This is a genomic window from Niallia sp., from assembly GCF_031978665.1.
Classification (GTDB): Bacteria; Bacillota; Bacilli; order Bacillales; family Cytobacillaceae; genus Niallia.
Map to the genome: position 1 here is coordinate 48,596 of NZ_DALZDK010000023.1, position 17,861 is coordinate 66,456.

Genomic DNA, 17,861 nt, shown 5'->3' on the forward strand with positions numbered 1-17,861 from the left:
TTTTATAGTTGTTAGAACACTAGGAATAAAACTTTAGAAGCAAATTATCTATACTTTTGATTTATTCGTATCTAACATGACAAAAATGTCACTTTACATATTCTTAAATCGATGGTTTGCGGACAAATTAATAGGTAAAGTATAGGAGGAAGGGAGACGAAGCAATGACTACTAAAATTATTCAAACTAAAAATTTATCGAAATCTTATGGGAAAACCCAAGTATTAAAAAATATCGATTTAACCATTGAACAAGGGGAATTCACAGCGATTATGGGACCATCTGGTTCTGGAAAAACTACCTTAATGAATACTCTCTCAACAATTGATACTTTTAATGGTGGGGATGTTTGGATTGAGGGAAAATCACTGTTAGATATGAAAAAGAAAGCCTTGCGAGAATTTCGCCAAAAAAGAATGGGGTTTATTTTCCAGGATTACAACTTACTCGATACCTTAACAGTGAAAGAAAATATTCTGCTCCCACTTTCTTTACAAAAAACACCTGTGGCAGAAATGGAAGAACGATTAGCAAAAATAATAGAGGCGTTAAATATAGAAGCGATATTACAGCAATATCCGGCTGAAATTTCTGGTGGTCAAAAGCAGAGAACGGCTGCAGCAAGAGCCATTATTACCAATCCAGTGATTGTGTTTGCAGATGAGCCTACGGGTGCCCTTGATTCCAGATCTGCTACTCAGCTACTAGAACAAATACAATTACTCAATAAAACATTTAAGACGACTGTTATGATGATTACCCACGATCCGTATGCAGCAAGTTACTCTCAACGAGTTATTTTTCTGCGTGATGGGAAAATTGTTAATGAAATGTTTAAAGGAGACCGAACAGAAAAGGAATTCTACGATCAAATTTTAACGATTCAAAGTGCATTAGGAAGTGAGCAGCGATGAACATCATTGATTTATCATGGAGAAACATGAAACGAAACTTCCGTTTGTATACGATTTATTTCATTTCCATGCTTGTTGGGGTTGTCATTTACTTTACATTCTCTGGATTAATGTTTAACGAAGATGTAGTTGCAGCCATTCAAAATAAAGAAAACTATAAATCGGTTATCTTTATTGCCTCGATTATTGTCTTTTTGTTTATAGTGTTCTTTATTTTATATGCTAATTCATTTTTTATGAAGCAACGAAAAAAAGAGTTCGGCATGTACTTGCTTTACGGAATGAAAGAAAGACAAGTTGCTTTAATGGTCTTTTTTGAAACATTATTTTTGAGCACTATTTCTGTATCCAGTGGTATTCTAATCGGCGGATTACTATCTAAATTCTTTGGTGCTGTATTAATGAACTTAATGCATTACAAGGAAGAAATTTCCTTTTCTTTTCCGATGGAAGCTATTGCTTCAACTATTTTGTTATTTGCCTTATTAATCGGTATTATAACGGTCCAAAGTTATGTAAATGTTCGTCGTGTGCAATTAGTTGAACTGTTTCATGCTAAAGAAAAAATGGACAAACCCTTTAAATTTTCCATGCCTTTGGCACTATTGTCCATTATCTTAATAGCTCTATCCTATTACACAATTACCTTATCAGGGGATACGGACATCTGGAAAGATTATTTTAAAGTAACATTAATTGCTACAACAGTGGCATTAATGTTAGGAACGTATTTATTTTTCCGCCAGTTTTCGGGTTGGGTTTTACAAAAAATGAGTCAAAGTAAAAACTATCTTATCGGAAACAAAATGTTATGGATTTCCTCCCTTCGTTTCTCTATTCGAGGAAATACCATAAACTTTACGTTTAATTCACTGATTAGTGCGATTGTCATTTTCACTGTTGGATTTATTGCTGTCGATTATGCCGTGAAAGCTGATGTCGTAAAAAAGGAATTTCCTAATCATCTTGCATTTTCGACACAAGATGCCGCAACGCAAAAACAAATTGAACAAATTATGAATGACTCCCATCCAATTATTGCACATGAAACCCTAACAGGAATTAAAACAGAAAAAGTACAAAATAGAAATACATTTTTTAGCCATCCCGAATATTATACAGAGGAATTTCACCTTTTCCCTGAGTCACAGTTAAATGCTATTATTGATTTACGTGAAGTCGGTGAAAAAGTGGATCTAGAAGATAAAGAGGCAATTCTTTTAACAAGAGGAATAGATGATCCGACACTCTATAAAGATTCTCAACCTGAAATAACAGTATTAGGAGATCATAAATTCCATATTATCGAAAAAATTCGATATCCATTGTTGAGCATCCCAACTAGTCCCAATGGAGATACTGCTCTTCAACCATCTGTACTCGTCATTGCTGATGAAGCTTTTGAGTCACTAAAAGAAAATAATTCTCTTTATTCCTATGAAATTTATCAAATCGAAGATCCAAAAACATCCAATGACGTATCACGTAAAATATACGATATTGTTATGAAAACAGAAGGAGCGTATTATTCAGCCTTTGTAGATATGTATTCTGTGGATACTGAGTCATCCTCTTTAATATTGTTTTCTGTGGCGTTTTTTGCCGTTATTGCATTGTTTGCTTTAGGGAGTGTTATTTACTTTAAACAGCTTCGCGAAGCTACAGAAGAGCGTGAACACTATGAAGTATTACGAAAAATGGGTGTTGAAGATAAAGAAATAAAAAAGATTATTAGGAAACAATTATTGTTCGTATTCTTGCCTCCATTGATACTTGGATTGATACACAGTTGGTTTCTTTTATATTACTCAGTCATTCTAGTTATAAAAGATTTACCTTCTTTAACGACTATTATTTTCTCTGTCATGGGATTATACGTACTCACGTATCTGATCTTTTATATCTCATCCACATCTATTTACTACAAAATCATCAATGAAAAAAACACACGTTAAATGTGTGTTTTTTTCATTGATACATACGGGTCGTAATTATTTGGAAAATGAATAATAAATTGTGTAAAAGAGCCATCCTCAGAGGTACAAGTGATATAATGCCCAAGCTTATTCGATAAGGCTTGAGCTAAGTATAAGCCCATCCCAGTTGACTTTGCGTAAGTACGTCCCGTTTCCCCAGTAAAACCGCGATTAAAAATTCGCGGAAGGTCTTTCTGGCTAATTCCAATTCCATTGTCTTGAATCAGCAGTTGTTTTTCTTTGGAAGTACTATGTGTTGAAATCGTAATCTCTCCACCATTTCCGGTATACTTTAAACTATTGGTTAACAGTTGATTGATAATAAATTGTAGCCATTTGGGGTCGCTTTGAACGTTCAATGAATTAGACTGCAAATTAATGCGGATTTTTTTAGAAAAAAAGGTTTTTGAGTGGGACTTAATGATCTCTTTTGAAATCTGCATAATATCACAGCTTTGAATGTCATAATCCTGACTAAAGCTATCGAGCTTTGCATAATAAAGAGCTTGATCGACATAGTTTTCAATTTTCCCTATTTCTTCTCTTAAACTGTTGGCATCCATTTCTGTTTGCTGAAGTAAGCCAATAACTGCAATAGGGGTCTTTATTTCATGGAACCAGGATACAATAAAGTCATAATGTTCCTTTTGCTTATTTTGAATCGTATTCATTTCTCTTATATGTTCTCTTTTTAATTTTTCTATATAATCCTTCGCATATTCTCCTTCTAACGACAAGCCATCATAGTCCTCCCTTTGCATTTGTCGTATAACACGTATATTCTGTTGGTAACGTAATAATAAAAATCCAAATAACACTATGCAAGCGATGGTAAAAGCATATAAAAACGTTCCCCATCTCCACTCCTCATTACTGATAGTACTAAATATTACGGATGGAATTAAGGTACCTGTTAGATACAGGAATATATAAGGCTTTTCATAAGAAAGATAATGAAGGAATTTCATTCAATCAAATACCCCATTCCTTTTCGAGTATGAATGAATTCCTCAAGTCCTAAAATTGCTATCTTTCTTCGCAAGCGATTCACATTTACAGTTAAAGTGTTATCATCAACGAATTGCTCTTCGTTCCACAGTGCTTGCATCATATCTTCTCGCGAGACTATTTTACCTATATTCCTCATCAGCAATTGTAGAAGGATAAATTCGTTACGACTTAATTCTGCACCATCTCCTTCATATTCAATGGTTGAATTAGTGACATTTAATTTCAGCCCGCGATGGTTAAAACTAGGAATTTCAATCTCTTGATAAGTATACTTTCGGCGAATGAGTGCACTTATTTTCGTGACGAGAATATCCAGATCAAACGGCTTTTGAATAAAATCATCTCCACCCATATTGATGGCCATAATAATATCCATATTCTGATTCCTAGAAGAAAGGAAAATAATCGGCACTTTAGATATGGAGCGTATTTGCTGACACCAATAGTAACCATCATAAATTGGAAGATTTATATCTAAGAGAACGAGGTGAGGTTCCGTATTCTCAAATTCTTTTAAAATTTGGTTAAATTGTGTCACTTCCACCACATCATATTGCCATTTTTTTAATGTATCAGCGACAATTCGCCTAATTTTTTCATCGTCTTCTATCATCATGATTTTATACATTTCCTACCTCCGCCTTAAACCTTGTCCCTTTTATTATTTTAACCTAAACTTTAAGGATTAATTTGATAGGACATTGGGATTAATGAATAGCCAATGAAACAATTACCTATTCATATTTACTAATTATATAATAAATCCCAAAATTAGCATCTTTGTATTATGTTAAGATTTACCTGCAGAAACAAGAGGCTGGAGAAAAACCTCCTCTAAACACTGACAACTAGTGAACAATATAGAACAATGTTTTATCACTATAATTTTAAAAAGGGAATTTTACGGTTAATCTTTCAATGAGGGATTCTGGGGAACATTTTTGTAATATAGAGTAGAGTTCATTTACTTACAAAACAATAGCCTACTTGTCGTAGAGTTTAGATGAAACGTTTCAGATAAGGTATAATATAAGAAATGGAGAATTTGCCTAGGGAGGGTTTATCATGAAAACCTTTAAGTTGATTTCTTTACAGATTCTAACGAAAGAAAAGCTGATACCAATTAAATTAATTGATGGTTTAATTATCAATAAAGAAGATGATTATAATCATTGGCTCATAGAAGTTTATACGGACTTGTCCTCTATCGACTTTCTCGATGAAGCCTTTCAAAAGAAGGAAGAATTACTTGTGCAAGCTATTATTACCAAAAAAGAAAATGATCCCGCTCCTTTTGAAGTCACCATTCTGTCTATTCAAAAATTCGGCGACAAAGCAAGTATTCTTTTAGAGGGAACATTAAAAAGAGATAGAAAAGACTATGCTGAGCTGCTCCTCCAATATTTAATTGAAGAAGGATATGAAGGGAATAATTTATCCGATAAATTTACTGAGCTAATGCAAAGCAAACCACAGACGTTTTTGGAAAAGAAGCTCTAATCGGGAAAGAGGTTAGGAACAAGCAGGGCAATTGTCAATTAAGGCTTCTTAATTAGTTGGGGATAGATCAAAAATAATAATTTCAAGCCCGTTCTTACCATAAGCCAGCATTCTAAAATGCAGCTTAATTGGTAAGAACGAACCTTGAAATCATAAGGTTTAGTAGACCAATTATTCGTCTACGTCGTCTTTGTCATTAGCGTCATTTTTATCTTCGATCATGTCTTCTCCAGGATCATTATCATCCGTAGTCGGATCTAGATCTTCATCCGTATTCTCATCTGGTACATCTGTTTCATTGTCATTATCCAAATCAGTATCTGGTACAACATCATCCGTGTCTAGATCTGTATCTTCAACTGTTGTATCGTCATCTGGCGCTGGACTTTGATTATCATCGTCACCACAAGCAGTTAAAAGCATAGCAGATAACGCTGAAATACCTAATAACTTAATCCATTTATTCATTCGTTATACCCCTTTTCTTGAAATAAGTATCGTCATAATGACCTTTTAATTGGTCAATAATTAGGTTATCCAAGAATAGAAAATTATTACGCCTTATTCCTTAATTCCAATAATAAACAATGTTGTAAAGCATCTTTAGCAAAAAGAGAAGAAACTTCGTATGTTTCATACAGAGTCTCTTCCCTCTTTTTAAACCTTTTAAGCTTCTTTTTTGTCCCCTAGGGCAAACATGATTTCTGCTTCACATGCAATTTCGCCATCCACAGTTGCTACACATTTTCCCTTTCCAAAGTTTCCGCGTACTCTCGTCATTTCTACTTCTAGACGTAGTTGATCTCCTGGATATACTTGCTTTTTAAAGCGGCAGCTATCCACTCCAGCGAAGAATGCAAGTCTGCCTTTATTTTCTTCTTTAATCAACATAGCAACCGCACCAACCTGAGCCAAAGCTTCTACAATCAGTACACCTGGCATAACAGGATACTCTGGGAAATGTCCGTTAAAATACTCTTCATTGGCTGAAACATTTTTAATACCGACTGCTTTTTTTCCTTCTTCCACTTCTAAAATTCTATCTACTAATAAAAATGGGTATCGGTGAGGAATAATTTCTTTAATTTGATTTATATCTAACATTTTGTGACCTCCTACTAATATGTGGTTATATATTATTGTACTAAAAAATGCTATAAAAAAGGAAGGGATATCCCTTCCTTTTTTTAGATGTTTTTTCCTATGAATCATTATGTCAACACCCCACGACTGAAGTCACGAGGGTTCTCGACTAAAGCCTAAAAAAGGGAATATGTATGTTATTTTTACAAATTCCCCTCTTGTTTACTCTTCATTTATTAAATTGACAATATGCGTCCATGTTTCTTTTTTAAAGGTATCGCTTGCTTTTCCGTCTCCCATTACACTATATCCGACAACTGCTCCAGCTAGAACACTGACAGCCATTATGAAAAGGATGACAATGATACGTAGCCAAATAGGAAACAGACGAACTCTAACCTTTCGCTTAGGAGAAGCATTCTCTTCTGTATTGTTCTTATCTTTCCGTTCTTCTTTGAACTCTTCTCTTGTCTTTACCATTTCCTGACTACTGCTATTTAATGCCATCATTTCTCTCCTTTTTAACGTATTCCATTCACTAATCCCATCATCTGATCTGCTAAAGAGATGGATCTGGACTGAAATTGATAGGAGCGCTGTGTAGCAATCAGATTAACCATTTCTTTGCTTATATCCACATTGGATTGCTCCAATGCATTCTGTTTCATAGCAATTTCATTTCTTCTAGTACCGTCTAAATTCAAAATTGCTTGATTTTCATCTGCCGCGTCAGAAAGTCGGTATAAATTATCACCGGTTTTTTCAAGACTTTGTGGGTTATTGGCATAAGAGATACCAAGGTTCACTGTTTCCTGCCCACCATTATTTAACTGAACTGTTAGAGTCCCAGTGGAAGAAAAAGAATAATCTTTACCATTATTATTTAATAAAATTGGGTTATTATTCTCATCAAGGATAGCATGGCCTTCTTTTGTAACCAGCATATTCTCCGTATCAGAAACAGGAGATAAGTACATCGCTCCATCTCTTGTATAGCGAACTTCATTGGCTCCGCCATCCTGTACTAGCACTCTGTATAATTGCCCTTCTTTTGTTAGCGCCGTATCCAAAACACGATCAGAGGCTTTAATGGTTCCCTGTGTCATCACTAATTGTGTTTGCGCAATTTTTGCGCCTACTCCTTGTCTGATTCCATTTGGAGTCTGTCGATTGACTTCTTGGGTCTCATCCTTTTGATTGTTAAATTGCTGATAAAGCATATCTGTAAATGTGCCATTTTGCTTTTTATACCCAGTTGTATCGACATTGGCCATATTATTACTGATGAGGTCCATTTGCTTTTGCAGCTGTGTTAATGTATTCGTAGCCGTTATCATCGTTCTATTCATAGCGTCCCCCTTTACTAGCCCTGTCTATCGAAAAGCTGCGTTCAGAAAGGTTTTGCTTTTAACCCGCAGCCTAATTAACTTTATTATGGATTAATAATATTTTTTAGAAAATAGTTCTCTAAAAGAGATTATATTTTACCAATTTCATTTGCTGCCTGATCCATACTCTTATCATATGCCTGCAGCATTTTCTGATTTGCCTCAAATGCTCGATACGCCGTCATCATATCCGTCATTGTTTGGGCTGTATCCACATTGGAATTCTCTAAAAATCCTTGTTTTATCTGAAAATTAACGTCATCATTAGCGTAAGCACTTGGAAGATCTGCCCCATCCTGCGCTAGATACAAACCATCGCCCTGTTTCACAAGCTGTTCTGGTGAATCTGTATAGCTTATTCCAAGACGATATGCTTCTCCATTACTGCCTGTGATTACACCATCAGACGTAACCGAAAAATCAGTGCTTGTTAGTTGAATGGGCTCATTATTTTCATCTAAAACGCGTAATCCGCTAGCAGTAGTTAAATAGCCTTCCCCATCTAAAGTGAAATTTCCATTTCGTGAGTAAGCTACTTCTCCATTTGCATTTTGGATGGTAAAAAATAATCCGCCATTTTGGTTTGTACCATTCCCAGGAACGTTTACATTTAATAGTGCTAAATCAGTGTTTAGTTCCGTTTGGTTAAGGTCTCCCTGTGTAAACTTTGGTATAGCTTCCTGCATATAGACTCCTGTTGCTAAATAGCCTACTTGTTCTTTTTCGACAGCTCCTACCGCATTTTTCTTAACGCTTTGCTGTAATAATTCAGGGAAAGCTCTCATCGATGATTGATCTGCTTTAAAACCTGGTGTTGTACTATTGGCCATATTATTAGAAAGCATTTCGGTTTTGCGTTGCTGTGCAAGCATACCAGAAGCTGCTGTATAGAATCCCTTAAACATAACAGTCTCCAATCTATACAAATTTTCGATTCTCACATATATACTCTATTATAAAAAAAATATTAAAATATTACATTAAATTTTGTTGAAAAAAGTCTAAAAATGTTTGTATTCATCCTTTATTATATCGGGTTATCTTTAAAACAATCTACTGGTAGATATAGGAGGATATATTTTGAGTGGTTCTTTTTTTAAAATGAGGAGTTCTATTAACATCCTTTTGGTTTCCGCTGGGAGTGATGAAAGTCTCCTTGACTTCGCCTATAAAAAACAACTGAAATCAAATAAAAAATCGGAACAAGAAATTTTTTTCATGTTCCGATTTTTTTAGGTTTATCCTTTGTCGTAACGGGTATGGAATAATTAGATTTCATTTTCCTATGCATAAACAAGAACATTTCGCTCTTGTTTATGCTCCCCCCAAATTTATTAGCTGAATTTTCTTTTTGGGAGACGATCAATGTTATCTAGCATAATCCCCGTACCAATTGCTACGCAATCCATTGGATTTTCCGCTACTAACACTGGAACTTTAAGCTCATCCGCTAATAGTAAATCAATTCCGTGAAGCAATGCTCCACCACCTGTTAAGATTACTCCACGATCAATGATATCCGCTGAAAGCTCAGGAGGCGTTCTTTCTAAGACACTTTTTGCAGCTTGTACAATGACTGTCACTGACTCTCTCAATGCTTGTTCAATTTCATCTGAATAAACGGTAATGGTTCTAGGAAGACCTGAAACCATATCGCGTCCACGGATGTCCATTTCTTCTTTTCTGGATCCAGGGAAAACAGTTCCGATGTTAATTTTTATATTCTCTGCAGTACGTTCTCCAATTAACAGCTTATATCTGCGTTTAATATATTGAAGAATTTCATTATCAAATTTATCTCCAGCCATTTTGATACTGGAAGAAGTAACGATGTCGCCCATTGATAGCACTGCAACATCTGTTGTACCACCACCAATATCAACTACCATATTGCCACTTGGTTGGAAAATATCCATTCCTGCACCAATTGCTGCAACCTTTGGTTCTTCTTCTAAATAGATTTTCTTTCCTCCGCTTTTTTCCGCTGCTTCTTTAATTGCTTTTTGTTCCACACTTGTAATATTTGTTGGACAGCAAATAAGAATTCTTGGCTTGGAAAGAAATCCCTTTACATTTAATTTATTGATAAAATGCTTTAACATCGCTTCCGTTACGTCAAAATCAGCGATAACGCCATCTTTTAATGGTCGAATAGCCACAATATTTCCAGGTGTACGACCAACCATGCGACGAGCTTCTTCTCCAACTGCCAATACTCTACCTGTATTGCGATCTAACGCCACAACAGAAGGCTCATTTAAAACAATCCCTTTTCCTTTTACATGAATTAGAACATTCGCTGTTCCTAAGTCAATACCAATATCTCTAGCAAACATTAAATACGTTCCTCCTTCGTTTAGCTTGTCATTTTTTCGATTTCATCATTTCATTTTCCTTATAGAGTTAAAGAGCTGGCTTTCACACTATATGTAACGATATCCTCATACTTAAGTTTCATTAAATGATGCTGACAATAAACATTCATTAGTCTTGTCTAGAATGTCATGTATTCGCACAGCTAGCACTTCTCCCCTAAAAAATGCCACTAACGCTTAAATATGCCTTACTATCGCTCTATATTAAATCAACCATTTTTTCTTTATCAAAAGATGAATTATGTATGTTTTAGGTTAAAATTTTGTATGTTTTTCTCTATCTACTTATACCACTCTAATTTTTTATTTTATCACATGGATGCAGAAATAAGTAACCTTTTGTCAAAAAAATGAATTATTTTCACAAAAAAAAGCAGCTATATACCTTACATGCATCGAAGAATTACTCAACTATTTTTTTAAGCTGTTATGTTTTTTCTCTACAAAAGAAAAAGGACATTGATTTCAAAGTCCTTTAACACTATTATGTACCCTTTATTAGCATTCTAATCGAATCCTTTTTTTATACAAATCTTTTTTTCTCTACCGATGGAGTCACCTCCATCGATAGACTGTTGTAACTGCATTTCTCAAACTTTCCTTTCTTTTTAAAAATCTCCCGGGCATTTTTGTATAATCTCTACTTCACCCTGTTTTTTTCTATTTCAATGGATGAAAAAGCTGCCCATATTTTTCTTACTGTACAGTTTCCCCTTCTAGCTCTTCCTTCTTATACTTCATTTTAGTTGCTTCCCCACCGCGTAGATGTCGAATTGATTTATGATAATCAAGGATCTCTTTCACTTCATTTGCTAAATCTGGGTTAATTTCAGGAAGTCTTTCTGTTAAATCTTTATGGACTGTACTTTTGGATACGCCAAACTCTTTCGCTATTACGCGAACCGTTTTCCTCGTCTCCACGATATACTTTCCAATCTTGATAGTTCTCTCTTTGATGTAATCGTGCACACCACTCGCCCTCCCTAAATTGGATGTGAGAAGTGTGAAATGAGACTCGCTTTTCGCTTCATCGAAATTCTTCATCCCGCACGTTTCCTTTCCTGCAAAATACTTTTCTTCATGCGGCAGAAAGTCAAAGGCTTTCTGTACTTATTATGATTAAACATGTCCTCGACTACATATCCATTGTCTGCTAACGACCCCTCACTCCAAACTTCCTCTTTGTAAGGTTTGTAACATTTTATTAGCTTGGGTAAGACTTTATGCAGAAAAATATGAATAGGGACAAGGTTTGTCTAATTTTTTTCTTATTTTCTTTAATTTCCACCTGTTTCTTCCTAATTTTCTTTGTAATGCCAGATTAGAAAAAAGGATTTCTAATTAAAGTTGCTGGAAAGGAATCAAATGAAGAACGAAAATACAATGAGTATTTTTTATTTATGTTGATTCTTTGATGAAGCATTCGAGATAAAACTGTTAATGCAGGAAAAATATTTCCCGAGAAATTTGTCATTTTACGCTATATTACTTTTATAATTTTTATAAATAGCAAAATAATACCATTACTTATTACCTAGTTGCGATTTAATTGGATGCTAAAAAGCATAACCAGTGGTGAAATTTTATTTAGAAAGCTTAATTTGTCTAATTTTGTTGCGCTTCTCCCTTCGACATTTCCCATGCTAAATCTTCTTCCTTCGAGTAGAACTCCTTTACTTCAAATTCAAAGTTTTCTTTAAAAAGAAGAAATTGCTTCGTCAAAACAAATAAAAAGAGGTTGCTATACAGCCATTACTTTGCATCAGATTTATTTTACCTAATGCTTGTAAGACCTTTTATAGCAACCGCTTCTTATTTTTAGCTGTTATTATTATGCGTTCGGATCTGTAGATGTAGTTCCTTCTGAATCTTCATCTTGATTAGAATTTACCCCATTTTCAAATGAGTTGTCCGTTGGCATTTCTTCATCAGTGGAGCTTGAGTTTTCTACCTCTGAACCAGCTTCTGATGTAGCACCAGAAGTATCGTCACTTTGCAAGGCACTTAATGGCTTACCAAAATAATCAATTGGATTTACAGCAACATTATCTTTCCTTACTTCAAAGTGTACATGGACACTTGCTTCTTGATTCAATTTACTTTTTCCAGCAGTAGCTAATGGTTGGCCTTTCGTTACTTCATCGCCTACTTCTACTTGGAAATCTTTCACTGATTGATAATAGGTTTTAATCCCATCTTCATGATCAATTTCAATTGTGTTTCCTAACAGAGAATCTTCTGCCACTTTAGTAACAGTTCCGCTTAAAGCAGCTACTACTTCAAATTCACTATCATCTTCCATCTTTAAATCAATACCTGTATTTGGCTGATATTGATTATTGTAGAACACTAATGATTCAGCTTGTTTTTCTTTACTTGCAGTATTGTCATAGAATTCCTTTTGCGTAATAAACGACTCTGAATCTACTACCGGCCATGCAAAGTTTTCAAATTCCTTTGCTACTGGTTCTGCAGGCTCATCAATTGGCTTTGTTGGCATATCTGCATCATATTTATACTTATCTGTTTCTGATGCGCTATTTTGATACCAAAGGACACCTGTTAGAATAATAGCTGCACTTGCGATATAAATGGCTGGAAATGCCCAACGCTTTTTAAAAAAGCTTTTTACTTTTGACTTTTTTGGAGAAGTACGTTTGTTTTCTTCCTCTCTCATTTTATCATCACCTCAGCAATCATTCTGAACAGATAATGACAAATATATACCTAGTAGCATAAAAAATTTTTTAGACTTATTTTTCGACAAAGTTCTTTTTTCTATACATAGAAAAGGAAATTTTTATTGTTAGCTAAAAAAGCAAGTCTCGGGATAGAGACTTGCTGGGTTTGGCTGATATATTTTTGGTTTGGCTGATTTCCTTGCTGCTTTGGCTGATATATTCTTTTTTGGGCTGATTTCCACCCTACATTGAATCATATCCTTATTTCTGAGCTGTATATTTCGTCAGCATATCATCTGATGCTGTTACTTCTACACCTTTATAATAATATTTAACGATTTCTTCATAGTTTTTTCCGTTGGCTGCCATTCCGTTTGCTCCATATTGGCTCATTCCGACACCATGACCATATCCTTTTGTGGCAATATAAACGGTATCTCCCTTTCGTTCCATTGTAAAGTCAGTTGATTTTAAATTTAGCTTTTCCCTAATGTCTGTTCCTGATATTTCTTTTCCATTAATTTTCGCGCTTGCAATTCTTTTTCCTTTTGTATATTTAACATTTTCTAATACTTCACTGCTTGCTGTCAGAGATACTCCAAGTGTGTTTTCGATCTCTTTGACAGTCATTGTAACTTCCCCTTTAAACTTTGGAGAATTTACATCCCAGGGGCTTTCTACGCTTTGTAAATAGGAGATAGAATTGGCCCATACATCATCTGAGTTTTCGGTGTAGCCATTGCTTGTGGAGAAAAATGTAGCATCAATCGGATCTCCTTCATACGTTAAAATTTGGCCCTTTGTAGCCGCTACAGCCTCTTCAATCTTTTCCATATTCTTTTGCCAATCATAGCCGGCATTTTCCCAAGTTTTCTTTAATTCGTCTCGATTGTTGTATACTTGATAATCAATTGTGTCACCAACTAATGCTCCATCTGGTAAATCTGATTTTTCTTGATTGACCATTCTTTTTACAATATATGTTCTTGCTGTTAAGGCTTGTGCTTTCAATGCTTCCATTTCAAACTTCGCTGGCATTTCGGATGCAACAACCCCAACTACATATTCTTCTAGGTCCAATTTTTCTATTTCTTGCTTATTTTCCCGGTATACGGCTACTTCAATTGCAGGCTCTGCGACTTCAAGCGATTCCGTATTACTCTTTGCCTCTTCTTTTTTATCCTGAACAGAGGGGAGAACAAGGATGGTAGGAACAAGTAAAGTGATGACAAACAGAATAACTCCTAGTACGATGAAAGGTTTGATTTTAATCATGAATTAAAAGCCTCCATAAGATAGAAATAAGACCTTCTAACTGTCTCTAAAACATTCTTATGGAGATGGACAAGCTTTTATTCCTTCTTTTTTCTGTTTAAATAGATAGCTTTCACTAAAAAAACAGTTCTAAATATTTCGGTTATGCATACTATTTTAGCAATCCTGTTATTTAAACACCTCTTGCTATTTCCTCTATTATATAACAACTTTTCGTATACATATTTCACTTTGGTTATTTTTGTCATTCTAAAATATTTTTTCATAGTATGTATAATTTTGCCCATAAAAAAACAAACTTTATTTATCTGAACGTAATGATAAATAAAGTTTGCCCTATATATTATGCGTTTAAATCTGCAACATAGCTTGCAGTTAATGTTAATTCACTTTCTTCTGTAATTCTTTCGATATCAGCACCTAAAGCAGCTAACTTTTGGTGGAAATTTACATAGCCACGATCTAAATGCTTAAGCTCTGTAACACGTGTGATACCATCAGCTACAAGTCCAGATAAAATCAAAGCAGCAGCAGCACGAAGATCCGTAGCAGCCACTTCTGCACCTTGCAGATTAGTTGGTCCGTTCATTACAACAGAGCGACCTTCAATTTTCACATCGCCATTCATGCGTCTAAATTCTTCAACATGCATAAAGCGATTTTCGAAAACTGTTTCTGTAATCATACTTGTTCCTTTTGCACGAAGAAGTAATGCCATCATTTGAGACTGCATATCTGTTGGGAATCCTGGATGAGGCATTGTTTTGATATCTACAGCTTTTAAATTTTCAGCACTAACTACACGGATACCATCCTCTTCTTCTTTGAAGACAACACCCATTTCTTCCATTTTTGCAATTAAAGAAGATAAATGCTCTGGAACAGCACCCTGTACCAATACATTTCCACCAGTAATAGCAGCAGCAATTAAGAATGTTCCTGCTTCAATTCTGTCAGGAATAATAGTATGTTCTGTACCATGTAGTACATCTACACCTTCGATACGAATCGTTCCCGTACCAGCACCTCTTACTTTTCCTCCCATTTTATTTAGGAAGTTTGCTAAGTCTACAATTTCCGGTTCTTTTGCTACGTTTTCAATAATAGTCGTACCTTTTGCTAAAGATGCAGCCATCATAATATTTTCAGTAGCACCTACACTTGGAAAATCAAGATAGATCTTTGCTCCTTGTAAGCGACCTTCTACTGAAGCTTCGATAAATCCATTACCAACCTGAACCTTTGCTCCCATTGCTTCAAAGCCTTTTAGATGTTGATCAATTGGTCTAGAGCCAATTGCACAACCCCCAGGTAATGCTACTCTTGCATGGCCATTTCTTGCTAACAATGAACCCATAACTAAAACAGATGCACGCATTTTTCGTACATATTCAAACGGTGCTTCCACACTTAAGTCGTTTGATGCATCAACGATTACTTCTCCATTTTCAAAATGTACGTCTGCATTCAAATATCGTAATACTTCATTAATCGTATATACATCTGAAAGAGTCGGAACTGATTTAATTATACTTTTTCCATCACTTGCTAATAATGTAGCGGCGATCACAGGCAAAACGGCATTTTTTGCGCCTTCTACTTTAACCGTTCCATTTAACCTTTTTCCGCCGCGGACGATGATTTTATCCAAAGTCTATTCCCCTCCGCGTCCAATATCTCTATATTAATATTCAATCGTTATGATGGGTGTGCCAACTACGAACGTAGTTTTTCCTCCCATATCTTGTGTTCTCAATCCTATTTGTACGTTCATTTCCTTTTCGCTATTATCAATTCGTTCTTCAAATAAGGGCGAATATGCGGATGTGGATATAAAATCATCCTCTTCCAACGCCTCTACTTCTTTTGCCTGAAATGCATCTAGCAAATGGTTAACTTTATAAGGCAAAGTCTCATTCATCTTATCACTGAATTCGCCTTTAATACAAGAGAAAATTGTCGGTTTCCCGCGAAATATGTCAGAAATTTTTTCATTAATTTCCATATCTAACCTTTTCATTTCTTTATCCTCTAACTTCTTCCCTCTCACCTCATAGATAATATATGATTGAACGGCATTAGTTGTTAAAGAAGTGGTTATGATAATACTCTCTTCCGTTTGATTACTGGATGGAACAACCATCTTTGCTTGCCAGCTTTGATGTGTTTTTGTCTCTACCCAGTCGCCATTTGGGAAAACTTTCTTCAATTTCGACTGATATGCTTTGGCATCTTCTATGCTTGTAACATTTTCCAGTCTTTCTCTTGCATGCAGAGACCATTCATTAATCGTTACGTTTTCTTGTTTTTGTAAAATTTCATTTATTGTTATTAAATCAGACTTCGTTTTCGCGATAGTGATGTTATTCCCAAATGTAAGACCAGCCAAACCAATTATAATTATTATAATAATTAACGTTTTATATATCTTCATTGTTATTCCTCCCCCATACTATCATTGTTACCATGGAGAAGAATTGCATACTAATGATTAATCGTCACTTTTTGACATGAATAAAACGTTAATCAAGGAACAAACTATTTAAGCGCACAAAATGAATTTTACTGAAAAAACGCAGCAATGAAAACATGTATGAAGACCTATCTTTCTTATTAATTATTTCTTATTCTGGTAATTACTTCAATATTAATGGTAATTGCTGTGACCAACTTAAGTAGTCTAGTAAAAAATTACTGACAATTGATCCCATTATAACAGCTAATAATACATACAATACTCTTGCTTGAAAAACTCGGTTCTTGCGTAGGAATTTTTCAAAATTTAGTGACTGTAAAGCCCACCACGAAAGAGCGATAAAAATGATATGTACTAAAATACTCAGCATTGCTTGTTGTCCAAAAGCTTCTACCATTTCTTCCTCCAATCTATCCCTTCGGATTCAACTCTTATTTGACGTATTGACCTATAAAAAGGTTTCACTTTAATTTTATTATTTTTTTGTTTTTTTCATCCTATATAAATGGGTGGCAATACCCCACCTAAGTAGCTGTAAAGAATTTAAAATTAAGGCACTTTTCATTATAATATCTGCAGACTGAAATCCATTTCGCTTTCCAAAGGACTAAGCTTACTCCTGCTCAGTATTTCTAATTATATTTAAAAACTTAAGTCAAAGTAATTACGATATAATGCTTCTCGAAGCGTATGGAAAAACACGGAATGAAAGTCTACTTCATACTTCTGTTGAATATCTTATCATACTAAAAAAAGCCCCCTTAGGGACTTTTTTAGTATTTTTTCTCAACAATGGATATACGATTCATTGCACGTTGAAGAGCAAGTTCTGCACGTCTAAAGTCTACATGCTCTGACTTTTGGGCATGTAACCTTTGTTCAGCACGCTCCTTAGCACGTAAGGCACGATCATAATCAATTTCTTCCGCTAATTCAGCAGATTGAGCAAGTACTGTCACCTGATCTGGGCGAACTTCCAAAATCCCACCATTCACCGCTAGATATTCAGAATCTGAACCGTTTTTCAAATGAACAGCTCCTATTTTAAGTGGAGCAACCATTGGAATATGTCCTGCTAAAATCCCAAGCTCTCCACTTTCTGCTTTTGCGATCACCATTTCTACATCTGATTCATGCACCGGGCCATCAGGAGTTACTACATTGACTTTAATCGTCTTCATT

The 17,861-nt window shown here is 35.0% G+C and carries 18 protein-coding genes; 3 read left to right on the plus strand and 15 right to left on the minus strand.

From position 1 onward, the window contains the following. Nucleotides 1-164: 164 nt before the first annotated feature. Complete coding sequence (locus RTL21_RS13780) at nt 165-914, plus strand: ABC transporter ATP-binding protein (protein WP_312096459.1); 750 nt, start codon at nt 165-167, stop codon at nt 912-914. Beyond that, nucleotides 911-2,869, plus strand: coding sequence for an ABC transporter permease (locus RTL21_RS13785; protein WP_312096460.1), 1,959 nt, complete (start codon nt 911-913; stop codon nt 2,867-2,869). Before RTL21_RS13780 ends, RTL21_RS13785 begins: the two co-directional genes overlap by 4 nt. Here the strand turns inward: RTL21_RS13785 and RTL21_RS13790 are convergent. Both RTL21_RS13790 and RTL21_RS13795 read right to left on the minus strand, forming a co-directional pair. After that, nucleotides 2,866-3,858, minus strand: a complete 993-nt coding sequence (locus RTL21_RS13790) for a sensor histidine kinase (protein WP_312096461.1) — start codon at nt 3,856-3,858, stop codon at nt 2,866-2,868. The two genes, RTL21_RS13785 and RTL21_RS13790, sit on opposite strands and share 4 nt — an antisense overlap. Beyond that, complete coding sequence (locus RTL21_RS13795; protein WP_312096462.1) at nt 3,855-4,529, minus strand: response regulator transcription factor; 675 nt, start codon at nt 4,527-4,529, stop codon at nt 3,855-3,857. Before RTL21_RS13795 ends, RTL21_RS13790 begins: the two co-directional genes overlap by 4 nt. A 437-nt stretch (nt 4,530-4,966) precedes the next feature. Here RTL21_RS13795 and RTL21_RS13800 point away from each other — a divergent pair, with 437 nt between their 5' ends. Continuing rightward, nucleotides 4,967-5,401: a YwpF family protein gene (locus RTL21_RS13800; RefSeq protein ID WP_312096463.1), complete on the plus strand. Its 435-nt coding sequence runs from the start codon at nt 4,967-4,969 to the stop codon at nt 5,399-5,401. 171 nt (nt 5,402-5,572) lie between these two features. Here the strand turns inward: RTL21_RS13800 and RTL21_RS13805 are convergent, their stop codons facing one another. From RTL21_RS13805 to RTL21_RS13865, 13 genes are all read right to left on the minus strand, one after another. Next, nucleotides 5,573-5,869 (minus strand): hypothetical protein, encoded by a 297-nt coding sequence (locus RTL21_RS13805; protein WP_312096464.1) that lies wholly within the window; start codon nt 5,867-5,869, stop codon nt 5,573-5,575. A gap of 198 nt (nt 5,870-6,067) precedes the next feature. Continuing rightward, nucleotides 6,068-6,505, minus strand: coding sequence for a 3-hydroxyacyl-ACP dehydratase FabZ (gene fabZ / locus RTL21_RS13810; protein WP_031536700.1), 438 nt, complete (start codon nt 6,503-6,505; stop codon nt 6,068-6,070). Between the two features lie 201 nt (nt 6,506-6,706). After that, entirely contained in the window at nt 6,707-6,991 is a 285-nt protein-coding gene (locus tag RTL21_RS13815) for a DNA-directed RNA polymerase subunit beta (RefSeq protein ID WP_312096465.1), read from the minus strand. Nucleotides 6,992-7,005: 14 nt separating this feature from the next. Next, the gene (locus RTL21_RS13820) at nt 7,006-7,833 is read right to left on the minus strand and encodes a flagellar hook-basal body protein (protein ID WP_312096466.1); all 828 of its coding nucleotides are present in this window, start codon (nt 7,831-7,833) and stop codon (nt 7,006-7,008) included. 128 nt (nt 7,834-7,961) lie between these two features. Then, complete coding sequence (locus RTL21_RS13825; protein ID WP_312096467.1) at nt 7,962-8,777, minus strand: flagellar hook-basal body protein; 816 nt, start codon at nt 8,775-8,777, stop codon at nt 7,962-7,964. Between the two features lie 429 nt (nt 8,778-9,206). Beyond that, nucleotides 9,207-10,208 carry a rod shape-determining protein gene (mreB, locus tag RTL21_RS13830; RefSeq protein ID WP_312096468.1) on the minus strand — a complete coding sequence of 334 codons (1,002 nt, stop codon included), beginning with the start codon at nt 10,206-10,208 and terminating at the stop codon, nt 9,207-9,209. A gap of 735 nt (nt 10,209-10,943) precedes the next feature. Further along, the gene (gene spoIIID, locus RTL21_RS13835; RefSeq protein ID WP_016204804.1) at nt 10,944-11,216 is read right to left on the minus strand and encodes a sporulation transcriptional regulator SpoIIID; all 273 of its coding nucleotides are present in this window, start codon (nt 11,214-11,216) and stop codon (nt 10,944-10,946) included. A gap of 862 nt (nt 11,217-12,078) precedes the next feature. After that, on the minus strand, nt 12,079-12,924 hold the full coding sequence (gene spoIIQ, locus RTL21_RS13840) for a stage II sporulation protein SpoIIQ (RefSeq protein ID WP_312096469.1): 846 nt from the start codon (nt 12,922-12,924) through the stop codon (nt 12,079-12,081). A 265-nt stretch (nt 12,925-13,189) separates the two neighbouring features. After that, on the minus strand, nt 13,190-14,203 hold the full coding sequence (spoIID, locus tag RTL21_RS13845) for a stage II sporulation protein D (RefSeq protein ID WP_312096470.1): 1,014 nt from the start codon (nt 14,201-14,203) through the stop codon (nt 13,190-13,192). Nucleotides 14,204-14,546: 343 nt separating this feature from the next. Continuing rightward, nucleotides 14,547-15,854: a UDP-N-acetylglucosamine 1-carboxyvinyltransferase gene (gene murA / locus RTL21_RS13850; RefSeq protein WP_312096471.1), complete on the minus strand. Its 1,308-nt coding sequence runs from the start codon at nt 15,852-15,854 to the stop codon at nt 14,547-14,549. A 33-nt stretch (nt 15,855-15,887) separates the two neighbouring features. Then, a complete protein-coding gene (locus tag RTL21_RS13855) occupies nt 15,888-16,637 on the minus strand; it encodes a YwmB family TATA-box binding protein (RefSeq protein ID WP_312096472.1) in 750 nt (249 codons plus the stop codon). 202 nt (nt 16,638-16,839) lie between these two features. Beyond that, nucleotides 16,840-17,076: a DUF1146 family protein gene (locus RTL21_RS13860; protein ID WP_312096473.1), complete on the minus strand. Its 237-nt coding sequence runs from the start codon at nt 17,074-17,076 to the stop codon at nt 16,840-16,842. 376 nt (nt 17,077-17,452) lie between these two features. After that, nucleotides 17,453-17,860: a F0F1 ATP synthase subunit epsilon gene (locus RTL21_RS13865; protein ID WP_312096474.1), complete on the minus strand. Its 408-nt coding sequence runs from the start codon at nt 17,858-17,860 to the stop codon at nt 17,453-17,455. Nucleotide 17,861: the final 1 nt, after the last annotated feature.

Coding starts and splice junctions, on each gene's coding strand:
- RTL21_RS13780 (WP_312096459.1), top strand. CDS start 165: ATGACTACTAAAATTATTCAAACTAAAAATTTATCGAAATCTTATGGG.
- RTL21_RS13785 (WP_312096460.1), top strand. CDS start 911: ATGAACATCATTGATTTATCATGGAGAAACATGAAACGAAACTTCCGT.
- RTL21_RS13790 (WP_312096461.1), bottom strand. CDS start 3,858: ATGAAATTCCTTCATTATCTTTCTTATGAAAAGCCTTATATATTCCTG.
- RTL21_RS13795 (WP_312096462.1), bottom strand. CDS start 4,529: ATGTATAAAATCATGATGATAGAAGACGATGAAAAAATTAGGCGAATT.
- RTL21_RS13800 (WP_312096463.1), top strand. CDS start 4,967: ATGAAAACCTTTAAGTTGATTTCTTTACAGATTCTAACGAAAGAAAAG.
- RTL21_RS13805 (WP_312096464.1), bottom strand. CDS start 5,869: ATGAATAAATGGATTAAGTTATTAGGTATTTCAGCGTTATCTGCTATG.
- fabZ (WP_031536700.1), bottom strand. CDS start 6,505: ATGTTAGATATAAATCAAATTAAAGAAATTATTCCTCACCGATACCCA.
- RTL21_RS13815 (WP_312096465.1), bottom strand. CDS start 6,991: ATGGCATTAAATAGCAGTAGTCAGGAAATGGTAAAGACAAGAGAAGAG.
- RTL21_RS13820 (WP_312096466.1), bottom strand. CDS start 7,833: ATGAATAGAACGATGATAACGGCTACGAATACATTAACACAGCTGCAA.
- RTL21_RS13825 (WP_312096467.1), bottom strand. CDS start 8,777: ATGTTTAAGGGATTCTATACAGCAGCTTCTGGTATGCTTGCACAGCAA.
- mreB (WP_312096468.1), bottom strand. CDS start 10,208: ATGTTTGCTAGAGATATTGGTATTGACTTAGGAACAGCGAATGTTCTA.
- spoIIQ (WP_312096469.1), bottom strand. CDS start 12,924: ATGAGAGAGGAAGAAAACAAACGTACTTCTCCAAAAAAGTCAAAAGTA.
- spoIID (WP_312096470.1), bottom strand. CDS start 14,203: ATGATTAAAATCAAACCTTTCATCGTACTAGGAGTTATTCTGTTTGTC.
- RTL21_RS13855 (WP_312096472.1), bottom strand. CDS start 16,637: ATGAAGATATATAAAACGTTAATTATTATAATAATTATAATTGGTTTG.
- RTL21_RS13860 (WP_312096473.1), bottom strand. CDS start 17,076: ATGGTAGAAGCTTTTGGACAACAAGCAATGCTGAGTATTTTAGTACAT.
- RTL21_RS13865 (WP_312096474.1), bottom strand. CDS start 17,860: ATGAAGACGATTAAAGTCAATGTAGTAACTCCTGATGGCCCGGTGCAT.